19 protein-coding genes are annotated in these 22338 nt (G+C 42.6%); 4 read left to right on the top strand and 15 right to left on the bottom strand.

Annotation, left to right across the window (positions count from 1 at the left end; translation table 11 throughout):
• Positions 1 to 33: 33 nt before the first annotated feature.
• The 5 genes from AC503W_RS03385 to AC503W_RS03365 form a co-directional block, all read right to left on the bottom strand.
• On the bottom strand, positions 34 to 1599 hold the full coding sequence (locus AC503W_RS03385) for a fatty acid--CoA ligase (protein ID WP_494916059.1): 1566 nt from the start codon (positions 1597 to 1599) through the stop codon (positions 34 to 36).
• Between the two features lie 89 nt (positions 1600 to 1688).
• Positions 1689 to 2846 (bottom strand): thiolase family protein, encoded by a 1158-nt coding sequence (locus tag AC503W_RS03380; protein WP_494916057.1) that lies wholly within the window; start codon positions 2844 to 2846, stop codon positions 1689 to 1691.
• Between the two features lie 25 nt (positions 2847 to 2871).
• Positions 2872 to 4017 (bottom strand): acyl-CoA dehydrogenase family protein, encoded by a 1146-nt coding sequence (locus AC503W_RS03375; protein WP_402988866.1) that lies wholly within the window; start codon positions 4015 to 4017, stop codon positions 2872 to 2874.
• Between the two features lie 54 nt (positions 4018 to 4071).
• Positions 4072 to 4839, bottom strand: coding sequence for a 3-hydroxyacyl-CoA dehydrogenase (locus tag AC503W_RS03370; RefSeq protein WP_402871453.1), 768 nt, complete (start codon positions 4837 to 4839; stop codon positions 4072 to 4074).
• A 32-nt stretch (positions 4840 to 4871) separates the two neighbouring features.
• The gene (locus AC503W_RS03365) at positions 4872 to 5252 is read right to left on the bottom strand and encodes a MerR family transcriptional regulator (RefSeq protein ID WP_402959310.1); all 381 of its coding nucleotides are present in this window, start codon (positions 5250 to 5252) and stop codon (positions 4872 to 4874) included.
• A gap of 162 nt (positions 5253 to 5414) precedes the next feature.
• On the opposite strand from AC503W_RS03365, the gene AC503W_RS03360 reads away from it, so the two are divergent.
• The 3 genes from AC503W_RS03360 (at position 5415) to AC503W_RS03350 (ending at position 7422) form a co-directional block, all read left to right on the top strand.
• Positions 5415 to 5840 carry a universal stress protein gene (locus AC503W_RS03360; RefSeq protein ID WP_402871457.1) on the top strand — a complete coding sequence of 142 codons (426 nt, stop codon included), beginning with the start codon at positions 5415 to 5417 and terminating at the stop codon, positions 5838 to 5840.
• A 160-nt stretch (positions 5841 to 6000) separates the two neighbouring features.
• Complete coding sequence (cidR, locus tag AC503W_RS03355; RefSeq protein ID WP_402871459.1) at positions 6001 to 6885, top strand: cidABC operon transcriptional activator CidR; 885 nt, start codon at positions 6001 to 6003, stop codon at positions 6883 to 6885.
• A gap of 165 nt (positions 6886 to 7050) precedes the next feature.
• Positions 7051 to 7422, top strand: coding sequence for a hypothetical protein (locus tag AC503W_RS03350; protein WP_402959312.1), 372 nt, complete (start codon positions 7051 to 7053; stop codon positions 7420 to 7422).
• 65 nt (positions 7423 to 7487) lie between these two features.
• Here AC503W_RS03350 and AC503W_RS03345 read toward each other — a convergent pair whose 3' ends face one another.
• The 6 genes from AC503W_RS03345 to AC503W_RS03320 form a co-directional block, all read right to left on the bottom strand.
• Positions 7488 to 8210: an amino acid ABC transporter ATP-binding protein gene (locus AC503W_RS03345; protein ID WP_402871463.1), complete on the bottom strand. Its 723-nt coding sequence runs from the start codon at positions 8208 to 8210 to the stop codon at positions 7488 to 7490.
• Entirely contained in the window at positions 8207 to 8863 is a 657-nt protein-coding gene (locus AC503W_RS03340) for an amino acid ABC transporter permease (RefSeq protein WP_402871465.1), read from the bottom strand. The genes AC503W_RS03345 and AC503W_RS03340 overlap by 4 nt, the downstream gene beginning before the upstream one ends.
• A 76-nt stretch (positions 8864 to 8939) precedes the next feature.
• Entirely contained in the window at positions 8940 to 9758 is an 819-nt protein-coding gene (locus tag AC503W_RS03335; RefSeq protein ID WP_402959314.1) for a basic amino acid ABC transporter substrate-binding protein, read from the bottom strand.
• Positions 9759 to 10064: 306 nt separating this feature from the next.
• Positions 10065 to 11093 carry an AI-2E family transporter gene (locus tag AC503W_RS03330; protein WP_402871469.1) on the bottom strand — a complete coding sequence of 343 codons (1029 nt, stop codon included), beginning with the start codon at positions 11091 to 11093 and terminating at the stop codon, positions 10065 to 10067.
• Positions 11094 to 11299: 206 nt separating this feature from the next.
• Entirely contained in the window at positions 11300 to 11533 is a 234-nt protein-coding gene (locus AC503W_RS03325; RefSeq protein ID WP_402871471.1) for an excisionase family DNA-binding protein, read from the bottom strand.
• Positions 11534 to 11664: 131 nt separating this feature from the next.
• Complete coding sequence (locus tag AC503W_RS03320; RefSeq protein ID WP_402959316.1) at positions 11665 to 12669, bottom strand: Ig-like domain-containing protein; 1005 nt, start codon at positions 12667 to 12669, stop codon at positions 11665 to 11667.
• Positions 12670 to 12934: 265 nt separating this feature from the next.
• Here AC503W_RS03320 and AC503W_RS03315 point away from each other — a divergent pair, with 265 nt between their 5' ends.
• Positions 12935 to 13855 carry a UCP032817 domain-containing protein gene (locus AC503W_RS03315; protein WP_427689087.1) on the top strand — a complete coding sequence of 307 codons (921 nt, stop codon included), beginning with the start codon at positions 12935 to 12937 and terminating at the stop codon, positions 13853 to 13855.
• A gap of 146 nt (positions 13856 to 14001) precedes the next feature.
• Here AC503W_RS03315 and AC503W_RS03310 read toward each other — a convergent pair whose 3' ends face one another.
• The 4 genes from AC503W_RS03310 to AC503W_RS03295 all read right to left on the bottom strand — a co-directional run bounded on the left by AC503W_RS03310 (position 14002) and on the right by AC503W_RS03295 (position 22209).
• The gene (locus tag AC503W_RS03310; RefSeq protein WP_427689085.1) at positions 14002 to 14856 is read right to left on the bottom strand and encodes a transglutaminase family protein; all 855 of its coding nucleotides are present in this window, start codon (positions 14854 to 14856) and stop codon (positions 14002 to 14004) included.
• 73 nt (positions 14857 to 14929) lie between these two features.
• Positions 14930 to 15892 carry an alpha-E domain-containing protein gene (locus tag AC503W_RS03305; RefSeq protein ID WP_494916051.1) on the bottom strand — a complete coding sequence of 321 codons (963 nt, stop codon included), beginning with the start codon at positions 15890 to 15892 and terminating at the stop codon, positions 14930 to 14932.
• On the bottom strand, positions 15885 to 17342 hold the full coding sequence (locus AC503W_RS03300) for a circularly permuted type 2 ATP-grasp protein (protein WP_494916050.1): 1458 nt from the start codon (positions 17340 to 17342) through the stop codon (positions 15885 to 15887). Before AC503W_RS03300 ends, AC503W_RS03305 begins: the two co-directional genes overlap by 8 nt.
• A gap of 190 nt (positions 17343 to 17532) precedes the next feature.
• Positions 17533 to 22209: a hypothetical protein gene (locus tag AC503W_RS03295; protein WP_494916048.1), complete on the bottom strand. Its 4677-nt coding sequence runs from the start codon at positions 22207 to 22209 to the stop codon at positions 17533 to 17535.
• Positions 22210 to 22338 lie beyond the last annotated feature (129 nt).

Genomic DNA, 22338 nt, shown 5'->3' with positions numbered 1-22338 from the left:
ATTCGCATTTTTCTTTTAAGGGGAATCCTCAAATTATTGTTCTTCCACGACGTTCTCTTCCAACTGTTTGCGAAGCATGAATTTTTGGATTTTGCCGCTGGCGTTTCGCGGCAGCTCCTCACAGAATATATATCGTCGTGGACGCTTATAGTTAGCTAGCGTTATGCTATTCCTGCACCAATCCTCTAAATCCTTCTCAGTTAACGATGGATCTTTCGCCACGATAAACGCCGTCACCGTTTCTCCCCATTTATCATCTGGTTGACCGAGCACTGCACAGTCGAGAACCCCCCGATGTTCATAGAGGGTATCTTCCACTTCTCGTGGATAAACATTTTCGCCACCGGAAATGATCATATCATCCACCCGGTCCTTGACCCATAGAAAACCGTCTTCATCAAGGAAACCGATATCCCCGGAATGGTACCACCCTTTATGAAGCGCTTTTTGGGTCTCTGGCTCTCTTTGAAAGTACCCTTGCATGATGCAAGGTCCTTTCACGAGGATTTCCCCTGTTTCCCCAGAACCCATGGCATCATCGGGATCCGCTGGCCCATCTTCATTCGGACGGGCAATGACGATTTCATGGCCACGGCATGCCTGGCCGGCTGAACCGGCTTTCCGGATTTGATCGTCTTCCAGCAGCAAGGTGATGGCTGGACCCATTTCGGTCATCCCGTAAGCCTGGATGAATTGAATGCCCAGTTTTTCCTGGCAAGCGAGCACAAGCGTCGGGGCCATTGGGGCTGCCCCGTACAATCCAAGCTTGAGGCTTTGAATATTATAGTTCTCCAGGTTCTCCTGAAGCAGCATGTTCCACATCGTCGGGGCTGCGAATAGTTTGGTGATTCCTTCCGCTTCGATCAGCTCAAGTGCCATCTTGGGATTGAACTGATGCATAATCACATTCTTAGCTCCGACCTGAACGCGTGGTAAAAATGAACAGTGCAATTCAGCACAATGGAACATGGGTGCGGTAATCAAACCGACGTCTTGACTTTCATATCTCATCGCCTCTGTTAATATGGCTGACTGCTCGACCATATCCTTATGAAGATGGATCACTCCCTTAGGTCTTCCCGTCGTCCCGCTCGTATACATGATGGCATAGACATCATTTTCATCCACGGTTACATCAACCGGTGTGGAAGATGCATGGATCAGTTTTTCCTGATAACTCTTGGCATAGCTAGGAACTTTCTTATCAATGAACCAGAAAGCAATGCTTGGAAAACGTTTTTCAATCGCCGCCACGGACGATTGCAACTCCTCCTCGAAGATCAGCACCTTTGGTTTTGCATCACTGATGATGAAGGCCAGCTCTTCCGCCATCAATCGAAAGTTAATCGGATTGAAGACAGCTCCGATCTTGGCACAGGCAAAAAACGCGGTGGCCAGTTCTTCATTATTATATAAATAAGTAGAAACCCGGTCTCCTTTTTGGACACCTTCTGCTTGGAGCGCAGCCGCCAGTCTATTCACCTTGTCGTTCCACTGGATGTATGTATATCGGACATTCCTTCTCACGTCGTAGATAGCTTCTTTAATGGGGAATTTTTGAACCGTCTGATCGAATATGGTGTTAATCGTAACCGACATCTTTTTTCCTCCTCCAATACCTGCCATCACCCGGGGATTCCTGATGATGACAGCTTTCTACTTCATCCAAACTTGACCTTCACGTGAATTTACCGATTACTCAACCTTTCGATGATTGTTGCATTGGCCATCCCATGCCCTTCACACATCGTTTGCAGTCCAAATCGGCCGCCTGTCCTTTCCAGTTCATGCATCATGGATACCATCAGGCGGGCACCGCTTCCGCCAAGGGGATGTCCCAGGGCAATCGCGCCTCCGTTTGGATTCAGCTTCTGCGGGTCTGCGCCCGTTTCCTTCAACCAAGCAAGAGGTACAGGTGCAAACGCTTCGTTCACTTCAAAGATATCGATATCTTCGATGGAAAGGCCTGACTTTTCCAAAGCCTTTTGCGTAGCCGGAATCGGACCCGTCAACATCAAAGTCGGATCTGAGCCGACAACCACACGCGTATGCACTTTAAAACGTGGTTTCAAACCGAGTTCTTCTGCCTTACTTCTCTCCATCAACAGTAAGGCCGCAGCCCCGTCGCTGATCTGGCTAGAGTTCCCGGCATGGATCAGTCCATCTTCTTTAAAAACGGTTTTCAATCCAGATAGAACCTCAACCGTCGTTCCAGCTCTTGGTCCTTGGTCTGCTGTGACGTCAATCGGGTTGCCTTCTTTATCCGTACCTGTAACGGAAATGATTTCCCGGTCAAAATATCCCTCTTTTTGCGCGCGTATTGCCCTCTCATGGCTTTCAACGGAAAATGCATCACATTCCTCGCGTGTGATTTCCCACTTTTCGGCGATTCGTTCAGCTGAGAGTCCTTGGTTGATCACCTCATAGTTGTCAACATACTTTTGGCTCGTAGTCGCCCCTTGGTAATTGAATCCCATCGGAACACGGGACATATTTTCCACACCACCCGCTACGACCACATCCATATCGCCTGATAGGATGGCTTGGGAAGCGAAGTGAACAGCCTGCTGGCTTGATCCGCATTGACGGTCGATAGTCGTTCCTGGCACTTCAATCGGATAACCGGCAATCAAGGCAGCCACACGGGCAATATCTCCAGCCTGCTCCCCGGCCTGTGTTACACAGCCTAAAATGACATCTTCAACGATGGCTGGGTCGATTCCTGCTTTTTCAACCAGTTTCCTTAACACTTCTCCAGCTAATTCGTCAGGACGAAAGTCCCGCAGGACCCCATTCCTTCTGCCAACCGGTGTACGGACCCCCTCAACAATAACCACTTCACGCATCTAATCGCTTCCCTTCCATTCTTTTTTAGAGGCCAAGATTCTTGGCTATGATTTTTTTCATGATTTCATTGGTTCCTGCGTAAATGCTTGCTACAGGTATATCCCGGTAGCGTCTAGCAATCTTATATTCTTCCATATAGCCATACCCACCGTGAAGTTGCATGCATTCCGTGGAGATTTTCCTGGCGGTTTCCGTCAATCTCCATTTCGCCATCGACACTTCAGTGACCACGTTTTCCCCTGCCATATGGTTTGCAATCAGTTGGTCCAGAAAAGCTCGGCCCATTTTGATTTCCGTTGCCATCTCGGCTATTTTAAACTGCGTGTTCTGGAACTGGCTCACCGATTTGCCGAATGCTTCACGGCTTTTCACGTATTCGATCGTATCCGCAAGCATGTCCTCCGATGCAGCTTGGGCACAGATTGCGACCACAAGGCGTTCCTGTTGCAGTTTCTCCATTAAATAGGTGAATCCCTTGCCTTCTTCACCAAGCAGGTTTTCCTTTGGCACCCGGCAATCCTCGAAAATGAGCTCTGCTGTATCCTGACAATGCAGGCCAAGCTTTTTCAACTTCCTTCCCCGTGAGAACCCGGGTGCATCTCGTTCCACTACGATCAATGAAACGCCTTTATGCTTCGGAACAGCATTTGGATCGGTTTTACAAGCTACGATAATCAAATCAGCATGGATGCCATTTGTGATGAATGTCTTTTGCCCGTTAAGAACATAATGATCTCCATCCAAAGTCGCCGTCGTTTTAATATTGGCCAAATCCGATCCCGTCCCCGGTTCCGTCATGGCGATAGCCGTAATCCTTTCCCCGGTCGTACATGCAGGAAGCCAGCGCCTTTTTTGTTCCTCGGTTCCATAGGCGGAAAGATAGGGTACCGTAATATCGCTATGAAGCCCGAAACCGATTAATCCCGAGCCCACCCTTTCCAGTTCTTCATTGATGATGACCCCAAAGCCCCAATCGACTCCTGACCCACCAAACTCTTCATCAAGATCAGGACAGAGAAAGCCTTGCTCGCCCATCTTCTCCCAGAATGACCGTGGGATGAGTCGCTCTTCTTCCCACTTTTCATAATGTGGAACCGCTTCTTTTTCTAAAAACTTCCGTAATGATTTACGGAAAATCTCGTGATCTTCTGTTAAGTAAGAATGCTTCATCTGTTCTCGCTCCTCTTTCTTTTCTCTTCTTCTATCATTACTCCGGTGTCATGGTCACCTTGGTGACATCCTGATGGCCCCGTCCAGCCGGATCGTTTCCCCATTCAGCATCGGGTTGGTTATGATGCTTTCCGTTAGCTTCGCGTATTCGTTTGGATACCCGAGCCTTGATGGGAACGGTACCGTTTTCCCAAGGGATGTCCTCGCTTCTTCCGGAAGCGAATCGAACATCGGTGTATGAAATAAGCCAGGTGCAATCGAGACGACCCGAATGCCAAAAGAAGCAAGATCCCTTGCTATCGGTAGGGTCATGCCGACGATTCCCCCTTTTGAGGCACTATAAGCAGCCTGTCCGATTTGGCCTTCAAAGGCAGCTACGGAAGCCGTATTGATGATCACGCCCCGTTCGCCCTCTTCATTCATTGGATTATGGACCATTTTCTCCGCTGCGAGACGAATGACATTAAACGTGCCGATTAAGTTGACCGTCACCACTTTTGAGAACGCTTTCAATTCATGTGTGCCTTTTCGGCTGACGACCTTCTCGGCAATGGCAATCCCCGCACAATTGACGACCGTGTTAATCGTCCCGAATGTTTCGATTCCTTGGTCCATGGCGGCTTGGACACTATCCTCTTGCGTCACATCCGTTTTAATGAACAGGACGGAATCCCCTAATTCCTCGACCAGCCTGGCCCCTTTTTCTTCCGAGAGATCAAGGATGATCGCTTTCCCGCCTTTATGGATGATGTTTCGCACCGTTGCCTCACCTAGTCCTGAAGCCCCACCTGTCACTACTGCCACTGTCTCTTGAATATTCAAGTCCTCCACCTCTTTCCCCTTGTTTTTGAAGCTTATGATTCAACCTTCAAGTTATGAAGGGTTTTCTTAAAATCATGGATCATATATTCAAAATCCCGCTTCAATTCATCAAGTTCCCTCATTCGTTCATTGATTTCTTCTAATTTCTGTCCCGCTTTTTCTATCGTTCTCTCCAGTTGCTTGACCCCTGTTCTGTCCTGCTCGAAAAGGACCACAATGTCTTTTATTTCATCTAAAGAGAACCCATACTTCTTGCCACGCATGATGATTTTAAGCTGTGCGAATTCTTTCTTTCCATATACTCTATTCCCTGTTTCGGTCCGCCTCGGCTTTAGCATGCCTAATTCCTCATAGTAACGCAGCGTCCTCGTCGTCAATTCAAACTCTTTGGCTAACTCAGAAATCGTGTACATCCTATAACCACACTTTACAAAGGGATTATTTACCTTTATCTTACCATTGACGTTAACGTAAACTTCAACAAATATTCATAAAATTTCATGAAATCAAAAGAAAAGGGTCGTTTTACCTGTTATACTAAAGATATATTCTTGTAAATGAAGGGATGGATCAACATGATCTGCTCGAAAATACTAGTTGCCTATGACGAATCTGAATTAGCTCTCAAGTCTTTGGAAAAAGCGATTGAATTAGCCAAGCTGGATCCAGCCATTGAAATTCATGCGATACACGCTGTAACGCTACCGATTCATCCAAGTATATATGGAAACGCTTTTCAAGAAATCGAGGAATCCATGCTGAAGTATGGAGAAGAAGTCATCTCAAAAGCGGATGCGCTATTATCGGAAATTCCGAATAAAACCCAGACATTTGTCGTGGAAGGCTCCGCCATCAAAACGTTATTGGAACATGCGAAATCCCAAAACTGCGACCTTATCATCATGGGTAGCCGCGGCTTAAGCGGGTTCAAGGAATTCCTGGGAAGCGTCAGTCATTATATCGTGCAGAACTCCCCGGTACCCGTCTTATTGGTTAAGTGATTACATAGTACGACTCGTTTTCAAAAAAGCTGGGCTCCTTGAGACCAGCTTTTCTGCTAGCTTGACAATAGGATGTAAACGGCAAAGAGATTCTTATTTTACAAACCCTTATTTCTATGGGTAAAATGAAAGTACTTTGAAGAGATAAGCAGGTGAAGCGATGGATATTAAGCATTTACAATACTTCATAGAAGTGACTAATTTTAACAGTTTCACTCGGGCAGCCGATCATTTATTCATTACTCAGCCGACCATCAGTAAAATGATCAAGAACCTGGAAACCGAACTTGGGGTTGAACTTTTCGATCGTTCCCGCAAGCAACTCGCTCTGACCGATGCCGGTCGGGTCGTATTAGAGCAGGCAAAATTGATTGATAAAGCCTTTCATAACTTGGAAACAGAAATGGATAATTTATTAGGCCTTAAAAAGGGACATATACGAATCGGTTTACCCCCGATTATCGATGCCTCTTTCTTCCCCCGAATTCTTAGCCGTTTTCATGAGGATTATCCCAATATCACCTTTCAATTGGTTGAAGATGGTTCAAAAAAAATTGAAGAGTCCGTTCAAAATGACCAACTGGATATAGGCGTAATCGTCCTGCCGACCAACACCGTTCTATTTCACCATTTTGCCTTTTTAGAAGAAGACATCAAGTTGATCGTTCATCCCTCTCACCCACTTGCTTCCGAGGATGAAATCGATTTGATAGATCTTCAACATGAGTCCTTTATCTTATTCAATAAGGATTATGTTTTGCGTGACCTCATCATTTCATCTTGTAAGGAATCAGGTTTTTCTCCACACATCGTTACCGAAAGCTCTCGATGGGACTTTATAGAAGAAATGGTTTTCTGCAAGCTTGGCATCGCCCTTTTACCAGAAAGCCTCTGTCGGTTGGATAGTCGTGTTAAGACCATTAAGGTTAAAAATCCATCACTGAGCTGGAACCTGGCATTCATTTGGAGTAAGGATCAATACCTTTCATACGCCGCAAAGGAATGGCTGAAATATACAAAGGAAGCGTTGGCTAAAAAAGAGTGATCATACACCTTCAATAAGAAAATAATGTAAGCACTATCATAGATATGAGTTATCTTCATGATAACATCTAACCATTTTACTTTATTTACTTGCCGAGTTAGACTTGGTAGTGAGTAAAAAGCACTGCAATACCGATATATCGATATTTTCTGAAAGGAGATATTTATGATCACTTTATCTAGTGTCGATGAGTTACAAGCAACCGAAGAAGCGTTGGAAAAAATTAAATATTCATACCCCGAATTATTTAAAAAACTGCTTCATGTCGTTGCCTTAACACGAGCTTTCCAATTTAAATATCAATTTATGGGCACATTAATCATGGATGAAAACCCTAACGAATACACCCCTGAATTCGTTATGCCCTCCGTTATCACTTTATATAAAGAGGAAGTTCAAAAGTTAAAGAATGATCCGAATATCGAGGTTCTTCGACAAACCCTCTCCCAAAATGAAAATATTGGATATGCAAAAATCAGTATGCTAGTGCTCGGTAAAAGCCCTGAATCACTTTTAGGCGCTTCATACATTAAATAATACCCCCTGATATGTTCCTAAAAAAACCTCCCGTATTCGGAAGGTTTTTTTTCTTTAACTATACGTCAAAGGACTTTACTCAAAAATGCCTTCGTTCTTTCCTGCTGCGGATTGTCAAAAATCTCGCTAGGCACATTTTCCTCAACGATCAACCCTTCATCCATGAATATCACTCGATCCCCCACTTCTTTTGCAAATCCCATTTCATGTGTCACCACAACCATCGTCATGCCTTCTTTCGCCAATTGCTTCATGACTTCAAGCACTTCACCGACCATTTCCGGGTCTAGAGCGGATGTCGGTTCATCAAACAACATGATCTTTGGGCCCATAGCCAGAGACCTAGCAATGGCTACACGTTGCTTTTGCCCTCCTGACAAAGAGTCCGGATAGGCGTTCGCTTTATCCGAAAGGCCCACCTTATTAAGCAATTCCATGCCCGTCTTTGCTGCCTGTTCCTTGGAAACTTTACGCACTTTTATCGGCGCAAGCATGATATTTTCAAGAACCGTTTTATGCGGGAATAAGTTAAAATGCTGAAAGACCATGCCGACTTCCGTACGGATTTTATTGATATCGACTTTCTTATCCGTCGTATCAAGCCCCTCAATGTAAATGTGGCCACCCGTTATCGTCTCTAGCTGATTGATGCATCTTAGGAAAGTGGATTTCCCAGATCCCGACGGACCAATGACCACGACGACTTCCTGTGGGGCAACGGTTGCACTGATATTCTTCAATACCTCATTGTCACCAAATGACTTATTTAAATTTTCCACCTTGATCATTCTGTTTTCAACCTACTTTCAAGTCTATTTAGTACGAAACTTAGAACGAGCGTCAGGCAAAGATAGATGAAGGCACAGGCCAAATATGGCTCCCATACTTTAAAATACTGACTGCCCATCGCTTTTCCCCAATACATCAATTCCGGGGCAGCAATGACACAAACCAAGGAAGAATCTTTCAATAATACGATGAATTCATTACCTAGAGGAGGAATCATGCGTTTGAATGCTTGTGGAAGGACAACGGAAATCATGGATTGAGTGTGCGTCAAACCTAAAGAACGTGCCCCTTCCATTTGTCCTTTATCAATGGATTGAATTCCGGCCCTGAATATTTCAGCAATATATGCCGCTGCATTTAAAGAAAGTGCAATGACTCCCGCTGCGACGGCATTCGTTTCGCCGGTAAAGAAAGGAACCACCCCAAAGTGGATCAAGAAAATCTGGACCAGTAATGGTGTCCCCCGGAAAACCGTGACATAGCAGTAAAATGGAAAGGCGAGCCATTTATTTCTTACAATCTTCCCTAATCCAATCAGCAATCCTAGAAACGTCCCGATTAGAATCGAAGAAACGGATAGACCAATCGTAAGCAACGTCCCCTTCAATAAGAAAGGCGCATATTCAAAAATAATATCCCAACGAAAACCCATTCTATGTACCTCCTAAAGTCCAAAAAAACTGCGTAACTTCACACGTAAAGTTACGCAATTTTTCTCATAACCTATATTATTGTTGTGCTTTTACCGTCTCGATATCTGGATCTGTGCCAAACTGTTTTTTATAGATTTCGGCGTACTTGCCATTATCGAGCATGGTATTGATCGCTTTATCGAAATCGGCCTTTAACTCACTGCCTTTAGGGAATAGGACTCCATAAAACTCCTCTTCAAAGCTGCTGCTGTCTTCCACAACCTTCAACTTTTGATCAGGATTATTTTTTACGTACTCTTCAACGACCGTATTATCCGCCACGACCGCTTCAGCCCCACCCTTGAGCAATTCCTGAATGGCTAAGTTATTATTCTCGAATTTCTTGATATCTTTATGGTTTTTCCCAAGAAGGGCTTCCACCGCTTCTTGACCCGTTGTACCTGTTTGGACAGCTATCTTCTTCCCTTTCAGATCTTCTCCCGATGCCACATCACTTTTTTCGGGAACCAAGATTTTATTAGTGGAAAGGAAATAAGGAACCGAAAAATCATACGATTGTTTTCTTTCATCATTCACTGTAATTGCCGATACAGCTAAATCTGCTCTTTTTGATTCAATCTCCACAAAAATCGGATCCCAGCCTACATGCTCAATCTCGACTTTATACCCAGCTTCCTTCGCTACGGCATTGATAAAGTCAACATCGAATCCGACGATTTTATCACCTTCGAGGTATTCAAAAGGCGCATATGCCGCATCCGTCACGACTCTAAGCGTCTTTTCCTTCGGCCCTTCATCACTTGTAGTGGAAACTTCCTTTTCCTTGCCACATCCTGTCATGATCAAAAGCAAAGAAGATATCACGACCAACATGTATACAGATACCCTTTTCAACATAATCCCCTCTTTTCTCCCGTAAACTCTCACTCAAAGTAGTCTAACAATTTAGATTTGAATGATTATTCAGTATTTTTTACTTAAAAATAGTATACGTTTTTTTGAGTTTTCATGCAATAAAAAGTAAAAAAATAACTTTAGTAGAATACAAGTTTATTACAGTAAATGACAAAACCAAGTATCATAATGGACTTTGAACATGTGAACAATCGATTCATCTTCTTTTTCCATAAAAAATAGAAAATTATATTGAAAACGAATATAAAAAAATAAGCAACCACCCATTTAGAGGGTTGCTGCTTATTATGGTTCGTCCAGTGCACGGTTAGTTTCTTCATCAATATCTAACATATCCAATAGGAAGATAAAGATTGGTATCCCGATGATCAATCCCCAAATTCCAAGGAAGTGTTCGGAAAACAGTAAGATCATAAACGTGAAGAACGTAGGAAGATTTGTTTTGGCCGACATGAATTTCGGGTTCAAAATATAGCTTTCAAGCGCATGAATCACCACAATCATGATCAACACTGCAATGACCTTTGGCATGCCTCCAATACTATAGGCAATCATGCTTAGTGGAATCAAGGAAATAATGACCCCAGCCACTGGAATCAAACCAAGGAAGAAAATCATGATCCCCAAACCAATTAACTGTGGAAAACCAAGAATCCATAAGAACGCAACGGATAGAATGGCATTCGTAATGGCAATTAGGAATTGAACCTCTATGACTTTTCCGAATGAGTTAACGAACTTCACACCGAAATGTCCAATATTAATGAAGAAGGAATTGAATTTCCCCCGCTTAAACTTGGAAGTGAAGCGGATGATTTTATCCTTTTCCAACAAGAAAAACAAGCTAAGCAGTATAGAAATGAAGATTTGAAACGCCAGTTTTCCAAAGTCAGATATATAAAGATAGAGCGTATTCATCTGCTTTTGAAGATCCAGAGGTGATTCAAGTTCATTCATTAAACTAATGGCATATTGAATGACCTTGCTATCAGGCGGATGTTGAAAGAAGAATACAATCTGCGTAATCAGCTCAGTAAATTGTGTCGTAATAACCGGCAAGTACTTATAAAGGACGATAGCTAAAGAAGCAATGAACACTATATAAATGAAACTTATGACCACTTTGGAATTGATGGGCATCACTTTTTTCAGATGAAGCATGATGAATTGTTCAAGCCTTCCCATCAGGAAAGTGAAAACAAATGTGAATAAAACGATATTGACCATACTTCCGATGCTTACAAGAAATAAAAACAGCACAAGTAAGGTAATGAATCTTGAAAATCCTTCGCTTTGTAAATACTCTTTTACCACTTACCTATCTCCTATCTACCATTTTGCCGTAATCTATCTTTGTATTTATTATTTTACACGGAATGGAGGAAATCTACTACAAATACCTTCCAAAAAATAATAATTCGAAATATCTTGCCCGGACTCCCTCAAAAGCCCCGGCTTTGTATTAACTATAACCGGTACAAAAAAGGGATGCACCTATTATGCATCCCAATCAAGAAGACTTAGTCTTCGTCCTTAATGTCTAGATCTTCCGGAATCGGTTCATTCGCCAATTCTTCGACTAACATTTTATATTTCTCCAGCTGTTCAAAGTGCGTCTTGAACTGGTCCTTATAGATCAATACTACACCCTCGCCGTCATCCACCACTCTAATTTTTCCTTGTAAGATTAAACTTTCGACATATGGTATGGACACCGATAAGTAATCAGCCGTTTCCTCTACTGTTAAATACACGTTTTCGTCACTCCTACTACTATCTTTATAGCTATTATACCAGTAGTTCACTTTTTCTGCTTTTCTCCTATTGCCCAATATCCTCCGTCCATTTGAAAAGGGCCTTTCCCAGATTGAGAAAGGCCCTTCTATCATTTCACTGTCACTTTGACCGTTTTGGCATTTCCGGCCTTATCGGTTGCCACAACCGATAACTTTGTCTTTTTCTTTTGTTTTTTCATCGTCACTTTATATTTGCCATTTTTATCGGCTGTCGCCTTTCCGAGAACCTTGGATCCCACTTTAACCTGCACGGTTGCTTTGGCCTCTGTTTTACCGGAAACCGATTTACTTGAACTCGTCACTGCGCTGACTGTAAGCATTTTGGGTGCCGTCACGTCTTTTACCGTCGTTTTGACCGGGGTGGTCTGGTACTCTTTTCCACCCACGGTTCCTGTAGACCAAACAGAGACTTTGGTTCCGGCTTTTTGTTTACCAATCGTGACAGAATACTTGCCGTTCGCTTTTATCTTTGTTCCCTTTTTATTGACAACTTTATTATTGACCTTCACATATACTGTGGTATTCGGTTCAGCTTCCCCGCTTATCTTTGTATCCTTATCCCCGACCTTTTTGATGGTCGGCCCAGACATGGTTGCACCTACTGCGTATTCTTCCTGGCTTTTTAAACTCCCTGTGTCTTTCACTTTAATATAATATGTTCCCGGAGATACGGAATAGAGTTGAGTATCCGCTTGATCTACACGGTTGGAACTTTCCAGGCTCACCGCTTTATTCTTGGCATTATATAAAGAAAAGTCTAGCGAACTATTAAACTCCGTAGCAGCGACCACATATAAGAAACCATAATGCTTCACTTTGATTTTATAGTAATCTACATCGTTCGCTTTATTGAAAATCCCCAAACCAAATTGTTTCAGGCTTATTGAGTTAGACTTTTTAATCGTATTATTCGGTTCTTTTTCAATGAGATACTCACTTGCCATCTTCTTGTATGACTGATTATGTACACGCTCGAAAGGACTTTTCAGGCCTGTTCCCTTTTCAACTGAAACTGTAGCGGCTCCTACCGCCCCTAAATTAAGCGAAAATAGACTGAATACCAATGCCAGAATAAAAACAAATGATTTTTTCATAGTTCTCTCCCTTTTTAATAAAGTAAAAGATTTTCTTCTTTTCCCCTTGTCTCTACCCACATGCAAAAAGAAAATAAACCATCTTTTACCAAAATATACTAATAATTACTCTGTACGTAAAGGGACTAAAGCCTGATATGTCCACCTTATTTCCTGGTTCGTGAATATCAAGGAAAATAAAATGCGTTTATACCTTATAAACCAAACCCATAAAATGTAAAATAGTGTTAATGTAGGAGTTCTATAGACTAGGAGGATTGAAAAAATGACCTTATTTTATGTCATGCTTGCAGCCATTTTCGCGATCATTGTGGTTATCCTGGTAAAACGAAGAAGCGAGCCGGTCAGAATGGAACGGTATCAGCAAGAATTCCGGAGAAGGTATGAGGAGACGTTGGACATAGGCGGGAATGCTATCGTATCGGAAGCCTTAATAGAAAAGCTAAATCAAGCCATGGAAATCGAGTATATGGAAAAGGTCAATACCGCTTTCCGTATGAAATACCCACGTTATACGCAGGGGAATCTCAACGAGTTATGGCGGGAATTAAAACGGTACTTCATCATGACGGCCGTGTTCGGTAAAATGGAAATGTTTCATGCCACCGTCGATGAACTCTGGCATATCATGCTGGATGATAAACAGAAATATGATAGGTTCTGTCGGGACTTCCTTGGCCAGATGATCCTACATCATCCCCACACAGAGCCTGTCTTTAAACCAGTGGAACGGACACTGTTCGACTTTTACTATGTCCAGCTGTTCACTATTGATTCGCCCTCGATTCTAACTTGGGGAAAGTTCTTCAAACATGATAAAGCAACCTCCTTGCTCCACGATTTCGAAACACTGGAAGTTGACCAGTTAAAGGAAAAATACATGCGAAAACCGACGAGTGTGGAAGCGGAAGAAACTTTTGATAGGTTCTCGGGCCTCATAAAAAGTGACCGCACAGAACGGAGTGTGGATTGGCAAAAACGGTACAATCAAATGGATTATGCTGCACCCGCTTACTTCATTTATGCAAGTGCGGATGCATGTGATTCGGACTTCAAGCATCTGTTTGGTGACGATCCCGCTCACGGTTCCCATTCTGGAAATGTAGGTACCGACAGTCATGGCAGTGTTCATGATAGTGGATCTGATTCCTCGAGTTGTTCTTCTTGTAGCTCGTGCTCTTCATAAAAACAGCACCACCGTTTGTTAGATGGTATCTAGGTGCTGAACAGGCTTTGTCCAATCAATAAAGTACCCGTTACCATTTCACCTTCCCAACCCATTTAAAAATGCCTCCTTTTACTCAAGGAGGCATTAATGGATATCAGTTTTGCTTATTCATGTTCCAGTTTCTTCACCTGTACTTTTACATCAAGCGTTTGGTTCCCACCTCTGTAAACTCCCTGCAACGGGCTGACGTCTGAATAGTCCCGCCCAGCGCTAAGACAAATGTGATTTTCAAGTGCCTCTACATTATTCGTGGCATCGAGTCCAATCCAGCCGATACCAGGGGCCATGAATTCAACCCACGCATGGGAGGCAGCATCACCAATCAGCTCAGAGTTTTCACCGACGTAGAGATATCCGCTTACATATCTGGCCGGAATGTTCCTGGCTCTAAGAACGCCTAGCATAATATGAGAATAATCCTGACATACGCCTTTTTTCAACTCAAATGCTTCATTAGCGGTTGTGCTTACATTCGTCGATTCTCCGTCATAGGTCATGACCTCATGAAGATACCTCATTAACTGAAGGGAGAATTCAACAGGACTTTCAATATCACCTACCGCTTGGATAACTTGATCGATTTGATGCTGATATAAGAAGGTATAGTTGGTTCCATTTAAAAAACTCTTGTAATGCTCATGAAATAATTTCGAATGAAAGATATATCTCATTTCTGGAGAATACTCGATTTGTCGAATGAATGGCGACCTTTGAATGCTGACGATGGAGGTCGTCTTCACTTCCAACTTCGTATGTTTTTGGGGGATGAAGAAACTCTCCACGTGATTCCCCCATAAATCCACATGTTCCTTTGGCATCGATACAGGTGTGATTTCATTTTTATAAGACAATAAACGCTGACATTCATCCGTCCTAGGTTTCAAACGAATGGTATTCATACTTTGGTCTACTGCTGTATCATAGTAAAAAGTATTTACATGCTCAACTTCATATTTCATGGCCATTCCTCTCCCTGATACAATGGTTTTACTGTCCTGTAAGAGGAAGGGGTTTCTCTGGGGATGCTCCCTTTCATGTTACAGGATCAGCTTCTAAGTAATACGTTCTAGAGAATAACTTTCCAAATTCCAGACACTGGCTATAAGCCGAATCAATGAAGACTCCAATTTCTTCCGTATTCATTTTTTGGATATCCACATCTCTGAAGTCACTGATCATATTGTCAATGGCCGCATACATCTTCCAAGAATAATGGGCCACCTTTTCGCCTTCAAGTCCTTTGATCACTTCTCTGACATGTTCCATGCAATAACAGAGGGAACGCGGAAAGTTATGATCGGATATCATGAATTGCAGGATAAGTTTAGGTTCCATCATAGGGCTGAATTTCTTAGTATAATCTTCGTATCCATTAATGAGCTGTAGACTTGTACGCCAGTCCAAACCTTTCAATTCCAAGTCACCATAGGGAACGAATTGTCGATACATCGTCTGCATGACAAGAGCCGTTTTTTCAGCCCGTTCCAGCCATTTTCCTATCTTAATAAAATGATAGGGCAAATCTCGTGACATGGTGGAATCAATGATTCCAGTTGCTATCATTGAAGTCGTTTTAATACGCCTGATATACGAATGAATCTCTTGGAGGGAGCAATCCTCTCTTGCTTCGGCATTTTCTTGCTCTAAGTAAAACTCATTCCAGACCTCCCAAAGCATGTTGGGGATTCTATCTCTTGTCATCTTGGCATTTTCCCGAATATAATTGGTTATCTTCGATAGCGAATTGAAGTTATCTTCTGAAAAGGCCAAATAATGGACGACATTTTTCATCGTAATGTCTTCATAAAGAGAATCAAATTCTTCCTTATCCCCACAAATCCCGATGATCACTTCCAAATCGTGTTTGATCAGGGTTTCATGCTCGGAGGCTTCTAGCATTTTTACTAGCTGAACCTCAAGAATATTTGCATTGCTTTCGATCCGTTCACAATTCCTTGCCATCCAGAATAAAGAATCGGCTACACGACTAAGCATGCTGCATCGCCTCCTTTAACACCCAGGTATCTTTTCCTCCCCCGCCCTGCGACGAGTTCACTACGAGTGATCCTTCCTTTAAAGCCACTCGCGAAAGTCCGCCCGGCAGCACCTGTACTTGTTCCCCCTTCATGACGAATACGCGTAAATCCACATGGCATGGATAGAATCGACCTTTTTGGTACGCCGGAGCCCGTGATAATTTAATGGTAGGCTGGGCTATGTACTGATAAGGTTTTTCAATGATTTTCTTACGGAATAGTTCCCTCTCTTCCTCGGTAGCATGGGGACCGATCAGCATGTCGTACCCACCGGAAGCCCCTACATTCTTCACGACGAGTTCATCCAATCTTTCTAGAACCCACTCCCTCTGGATTGGATCACTTAACAGGTAGGTATCCACGTTTTTAATGATCGGTTCTTCCTTCAAATAATATTGAATCATATCCGGTACATAGGAATATATCGCCTTATCATCCGCCACACCGTTTCCAATCGCATTCAAGATGGAGACATTCCCCTCTTTATAAGCAGCAATCAACCCCGGCACCCCGAGTAAGGAATCTTCACGAAACGCCTCCGGATCAAGAAAATCATCATCTATACGGCGATAGATGATATCCACCCTTTTTAATCCCCGAATGGTTTTCATGTAGACAATGTTTTCTTTCACAATCAAATCTCTTCCTTCTACAAGCTGGATATTCATTTGTTGTGCAAGAAATACATGATCATAATAAGCCGAATTGTACATTCCGGCTGTTAAGAGGACTGCTCTAAGTTCAGTATTTTCTAAGATGTTATTTGGAACATGCGATAATAAGGAGTGTTGTAAATGAGCAATTTGATTTTCAAGTGTATTGAGAGAATGTTCAGAAAAAAACTCGGGGTAAACCTGACGCATAACATAACGATTTTGATACACATATGAAAGTCCTGAAGGATTTCGGAGATTATCTTCAAGAACTCGATATTCACCATGTTCGTCTTTGATTAGATCGATTCCCGCCAGAAAGATATGATTTTGTAACGGGATCTCAACCCCGCCTACCTGTTTATAGTAGTAATATGGGCTATTTTCTACCAGATGCTTCGGTACGATATTATCTTTTAAAATTTGTTGATCATGATAGATATCATCCAAGAAGTGATTAAGTGCTTCAACTCGTTGAATCATGCCTTTTTCAATCACTTCCCAGTCTTCAGCAGGGATGATAATTGGTATGAAGTCAAACGGCATGGTGCGCTCCGTTCCGCTTTCTTCCCCATACACCGTAAAAGTGATTCCCTGTCTTAAAAAACTAGATTGAGCTGTTTCATGCTTTTCCCTATACTCTTCTTCTGAAAATCGTTGAAGAATTGAATGGAAGTATCGATAGTGGTCTTTTGGCTCGCCATTTTCCTGAAGCATTTCATCGAAAAAAGGGCCCGTTTCATAAGTTTTGAACAAAGCTATACGCCTCCAAATAATATTATGTAAAGTGTAATGACTATTTAATTACGACAAATTTCATGGGATATCCTTCTTTTCCAACAATATTTTTACTAATAATTTAGATTTTTCTAATAATTATCGAATGGTACCGTTTTCATTCTTTCTTTTTATAAATCCACAAGAAAAAAACTAATAGGCTGCCCTATTAGTTCCATCGGTTGAACCAATTTTTGATTCGTTGTTTATTCTTTTTGAGAACTTCCTGCGATGTTTGGTTGTCTTTTTGTTTTTTCCATTCAAAGAAAGAAGCAATGGCGATGAGGAGCCCTCCGCCGATGACTAAGTACAACCACCATGGCATCTGTCCCCACATCGAATTTGTATTCATATAGATATTGAACAAGATCGTTACGGTTCCCGCCAAGAAATATGATTTGTATTTCATCGTGAATCCAAGGAGGATCGCCGCTAAAGAAATCGTCCCGATAACTAGGGCATCATATAGGGTGTTGCTTGCCATGGCATCTCCTATCATGATAATAAAGAGGACGAAGACGACACCCATCTCGATATACTGCGTTAATTTGCCTCTATTAAAGATTTTCCGTAATAAGATGGTACTTACGATAAAGAGCGGCAGGATCTGTGCCTCTACCTCCAGGACATCCGGGAATGGAATCTTATCGATGATGGCCCAATATGGATATAGACTGAGCACTATGGAAGCTGCCAAATAGATTTCCCTTTCCTTTACTCTCACCGTCATCGCCCTCATCAAGATGAAATAAACCGGCAATAAAAGAGAAACGAAAATGTCTAGAATGATGGATTCAGATTCTCGATTGTAAATATCCATCATCATCGCTACAAGGAAAAGTAATCCGTACACCCGGTAAAAATCGATTTGCAAAATGATCGCGCCTTTTTTCACGACTCCACTAAAGGATCTTCTACTTACTAACACCATTGCAGCCGTACATCCGAAAAGGACCCCGGTGCCAATGAATATGTCCAATGTTCCTGCATAGGTCAAGATGGTCCAATACGGGTACAATCCAAGAATCCCTGCAAGCAATGCGTATGTTTCCCTCTCCTTTGCAGGGATCGTAAAGTGCCTCATCAAGATAAAATACCCAATCAAGAAACAAGAAACAAGGACCTTGAGTGGCCAATATGTCGGTTCATTCATAAATGCTTCGACATTCATGGTTAGTAAAAATAGCAAGCCATATATCCGGTATACATCCACCTTGATTCCTGATTCATCCTTCCTTACCAAGCCTGTAAAGAAGTGTCTGCTCAACAGGATCATCACGAGCATACATGCAAAAAGAACGCATTCACCCGTAATCAACGAAACCGTATGAATGTAATCCACGATGCTAAGGAACGGATACAGACTGAGGATCATCACAAGAGCGGAATACACCTCCCTTTCTTTCCGTCCATTTGTAAAGCTTCGTATCAGAATGAAATAGCCTGGGATCAATAGTGCTACAAGGACTTGTAAAAGTGGATAAGATGGTTCATGTACGAGCACTTCCCCATTCATGGCAAGTAAGAATAATAGCCCATAAATACGGAATGCATCGATTGCCGTCCCCGTTTCGTCCGTCTTAAACAGCCCTTTGAAGTATTGCCTGCTCAACAACAGCAACACGACCATACAGAGGAAATGGACAACCAGAGCTGTCACGGTCGGCAGCGAGTGGACGTAATCCCATATGTTGAAAAACGGATACAATCCGATGACGGCCGCTACACCTGAATAGATCCCTCTTTCCTGTCTGCCTATCGTAAAGGTTCTTATCACGATAAAGTAAATCGGTAGCAACAAGGATACCGTTATTTTCAAGATTTCAAATTCCGTAGAATCCCAGAATACTTCCCCATTCATATCAAGTATAAAGAACAAGCCGACTATTCTATAAAAATCAATGATTTGCTTGTCACCTGCTTGATTGACCAAGCCCGTGAAATATCGTTTACTCATGAACACCATCCCAACAGCACAGGCAAACAGGACGGCCATTCCAAGAAGTATCGATAAAGTGCCCGCATACATCACATAGAAAATGAAAGCCATGCCGAGTGGAAGCACCACATAATTTTTCCAGTTCCTTCTCATGAGTAAATACCAAGCAAAGAGAAGCTGGATAGTCACCAAACCTACCCAAATGATTTCTCGATCAAGAGGGAATTCATACAGGGCCGTTTCAACAATCGACAGGGCAGCCGTTATATGAATGAAAGGAATCAAATAAAACTCGATGATGCCTTTCCACTCTTTTTTGGAGACCGCCCATAAACCCGTAATGATTCCCGCCGTAATCATCAAGCAAATCGAAAAGACGAACCGTGTTGGCTCCATGTCGGTAAAAAACAGCTGGATTTGTAGAAACAGGACGGTAAATCCAAGATATGTGAAGAGGAACCTTTCCCATTTCACCTGGGTTCGCAGTGCACTCACATATAGGAGAAGTTGTGTGAGAAATAGAAAGGGTGAAACATCAGACATCGTGATCAGGATGAATCCAAGCGGTATGGCAACAAGGTTGGCCAAATGGCTCGAATAAAGGAAATACTTTCTTCCAGTCTGTGAATGCCTCCCGATCCATTCCCCGACAAGGAAAAAGATGAATGGTCCAAACAGCACAAAACCAATCTGGTATGAAGTCTCACTGAAATCAAAGACCTCATATAGAGAACCATACAATCCCGCACTTGTAACGATGACCGGAAGCCAATAAAGAGATGTACGATGCAAATAAACGGACCACCCGTTTATAGCCGTCGCAATAGCCAGTAAAACGGTGACCTCCAAAGGACTCAATGCACCATATCCGACCAGCAAGAAAGCCATGAAGGACAGGAACTGGCCACTAAAGAAAAAGGGAGGGAAGAAGATCCCCAATGATTTTTTCAAGGCATACGCTGCTCCGATGGAAATCAGGGCTACCATCATTAGATGCATGCTGAATGCCATATTCGACTGAAACCAATCGCTTCTTTCCATCAAATACGGGTAAAACGCGATAAGCCCCAGTAAGAAGGAAATCGGAAATCCATATACACTGACTTCCTTGATTTGTCGAGCATCCCCTTTAAGATAGGTAAGAAAGAACGTGCCAGATACTACGATAAGACCGATGCCTACTTCTACCCAGGCCATCTCGCTAAATTTGATTGTCAATATTCCCACCATGATCAAGGAAGAAATAAGCAAGACACTCTGTTTAAACAAGCCGTACCTTGCATGGCGATTGTATACATACAGACCGACATACAAAAGGATCTGAAGAAGGAACATCAGATTCAAAACAGCGGGGAAAGCAAGTGAAAACGCAAAACAAAGATAAAAGCATCCAAAATTAAAGACAGCAACCGCCGGATAGGTGAAGTTCCTATTTTTCGTGTGCAGGGCAACATAAACCAATTGGGCAGTCACGATCATCAGAGCGATAAAAATCTGGGCATATTTTTCCTGATAGGCCATCGCATTGATATATAGGAAAACGATTCCGACCTCGACCAGGCTGGTCACCATGAAGCTTTTGGATAGCCCAGGCTCATTCCTTCTTGCCATATAAGTTGAAAGTGCCATGAAAATCAGCGGGATACTCGCATAAGCGATGACCATGTAATCGCTTAGAACAGAGTTAAAGACAAAATGGATATATCCATAAGTGAAGATGAAATTGAATGCCAGCTCATGATACTTCTTGTGGAATTTCACGGCCAATATTAAAAACAAGATAGAGATGACCATCAATGTAATCGAATAGACCAAGTTACTCGAAAATAACGTGAAGGCGACAAAGCTTTCCACGATGATCTTAAACTGGATGAATCGAAACAGATATGGCCTGAATAGGGCCAACACCTTTCGATTCTTCAGATATTCGACGTTCCATACCAGCAATAAATTAAATATACTGACCATCAATAACAACCACTCGATTGTCGGCGTCAAATAGGCAAAACCGAAATAACATGTGATGGCAAAAGTGAAAATGGAAATGAAAATGAATATTTTCGACTTAAAGTATGCTGCAATTCTGTAATAGATCCCTAAGCAAAGGAGACCGCCAAGAAACCCAAGCAGGCCTCCTCCCCCGCCTTCCAGGGATAAATACTCTCCGAAGATCTGATAATAGGAAGCTGATAAAATCGTAATCGGGATAAATAAACTGGCCAATGTCAGAAAAGCAAAAGCCGTTTGTTCAATTTTCAGCTTGGAAGCGATAAAGGCCATGCCAGTGAATACGACTGACACCATACCAATGAACAAGACCTTCCACACCGCGTTCAAGTTCCCCCATGAACTGGTCGCCAAAATCAATCCGCCAAATAAGAGAAGAATGACTCCGGTAAGGAGAACGACGGAAATATTCCTCTCCCGTATCTGCTCCGGTGTCTTTTTCGGTTTTTCTGGGCGCACCACCTTTTTCTTCTGAGTCACCTGTGGCTGGGGAACAGTTTTTTCCACGGGAGCGCTTATGTTGACCGGTTCCTCTAGAGGCCTTGAATCCTTTTTCTCTTCGGTGGATTCCTCGACTCGTGGAAGATTTGGCAGATTAGGAGTCTCTTGTACCGTTTGCTCTTCCCCTGTCACGTCATCCACAGGGTGAACGGATGTTTTTTCGTCTTCACGCTCCTGACTTTTCCTTGCAGGCTCTCTCTCAAGTTCAGCTTTCTTTTTTGCCTCATTCAGGCGCTTTTCCTGATAGATAACCAGTTGAACATGCCGGTCATATGCCCGGCTGATCCGGATATATTCGGTTTTAGGAATGAGCCGCTTTTCCCATAAAGCTTGGAGCTCTTCTTGGAAAATCTGCTGCCTTCTTTCTAAACCCATTTCCTCATTTGAAGAATCAACCATCCAGAAACCCCTTCCTTCGCCATAGCTTCTTCCCATTTTATGTATCTACTACTTTTGATAATAACAAAAATTACCTATTTATAGAATATTAAACCATTTAATAACGAACAAGCCATCGATTTGACAGCC

The organism is Peribacillus suis, from assembly GCF_059384845.1.
Note: the sequence above shows the minus strand (reverse complement) of the source record. Positions and strands in the feature narration are given on the sequence as shown.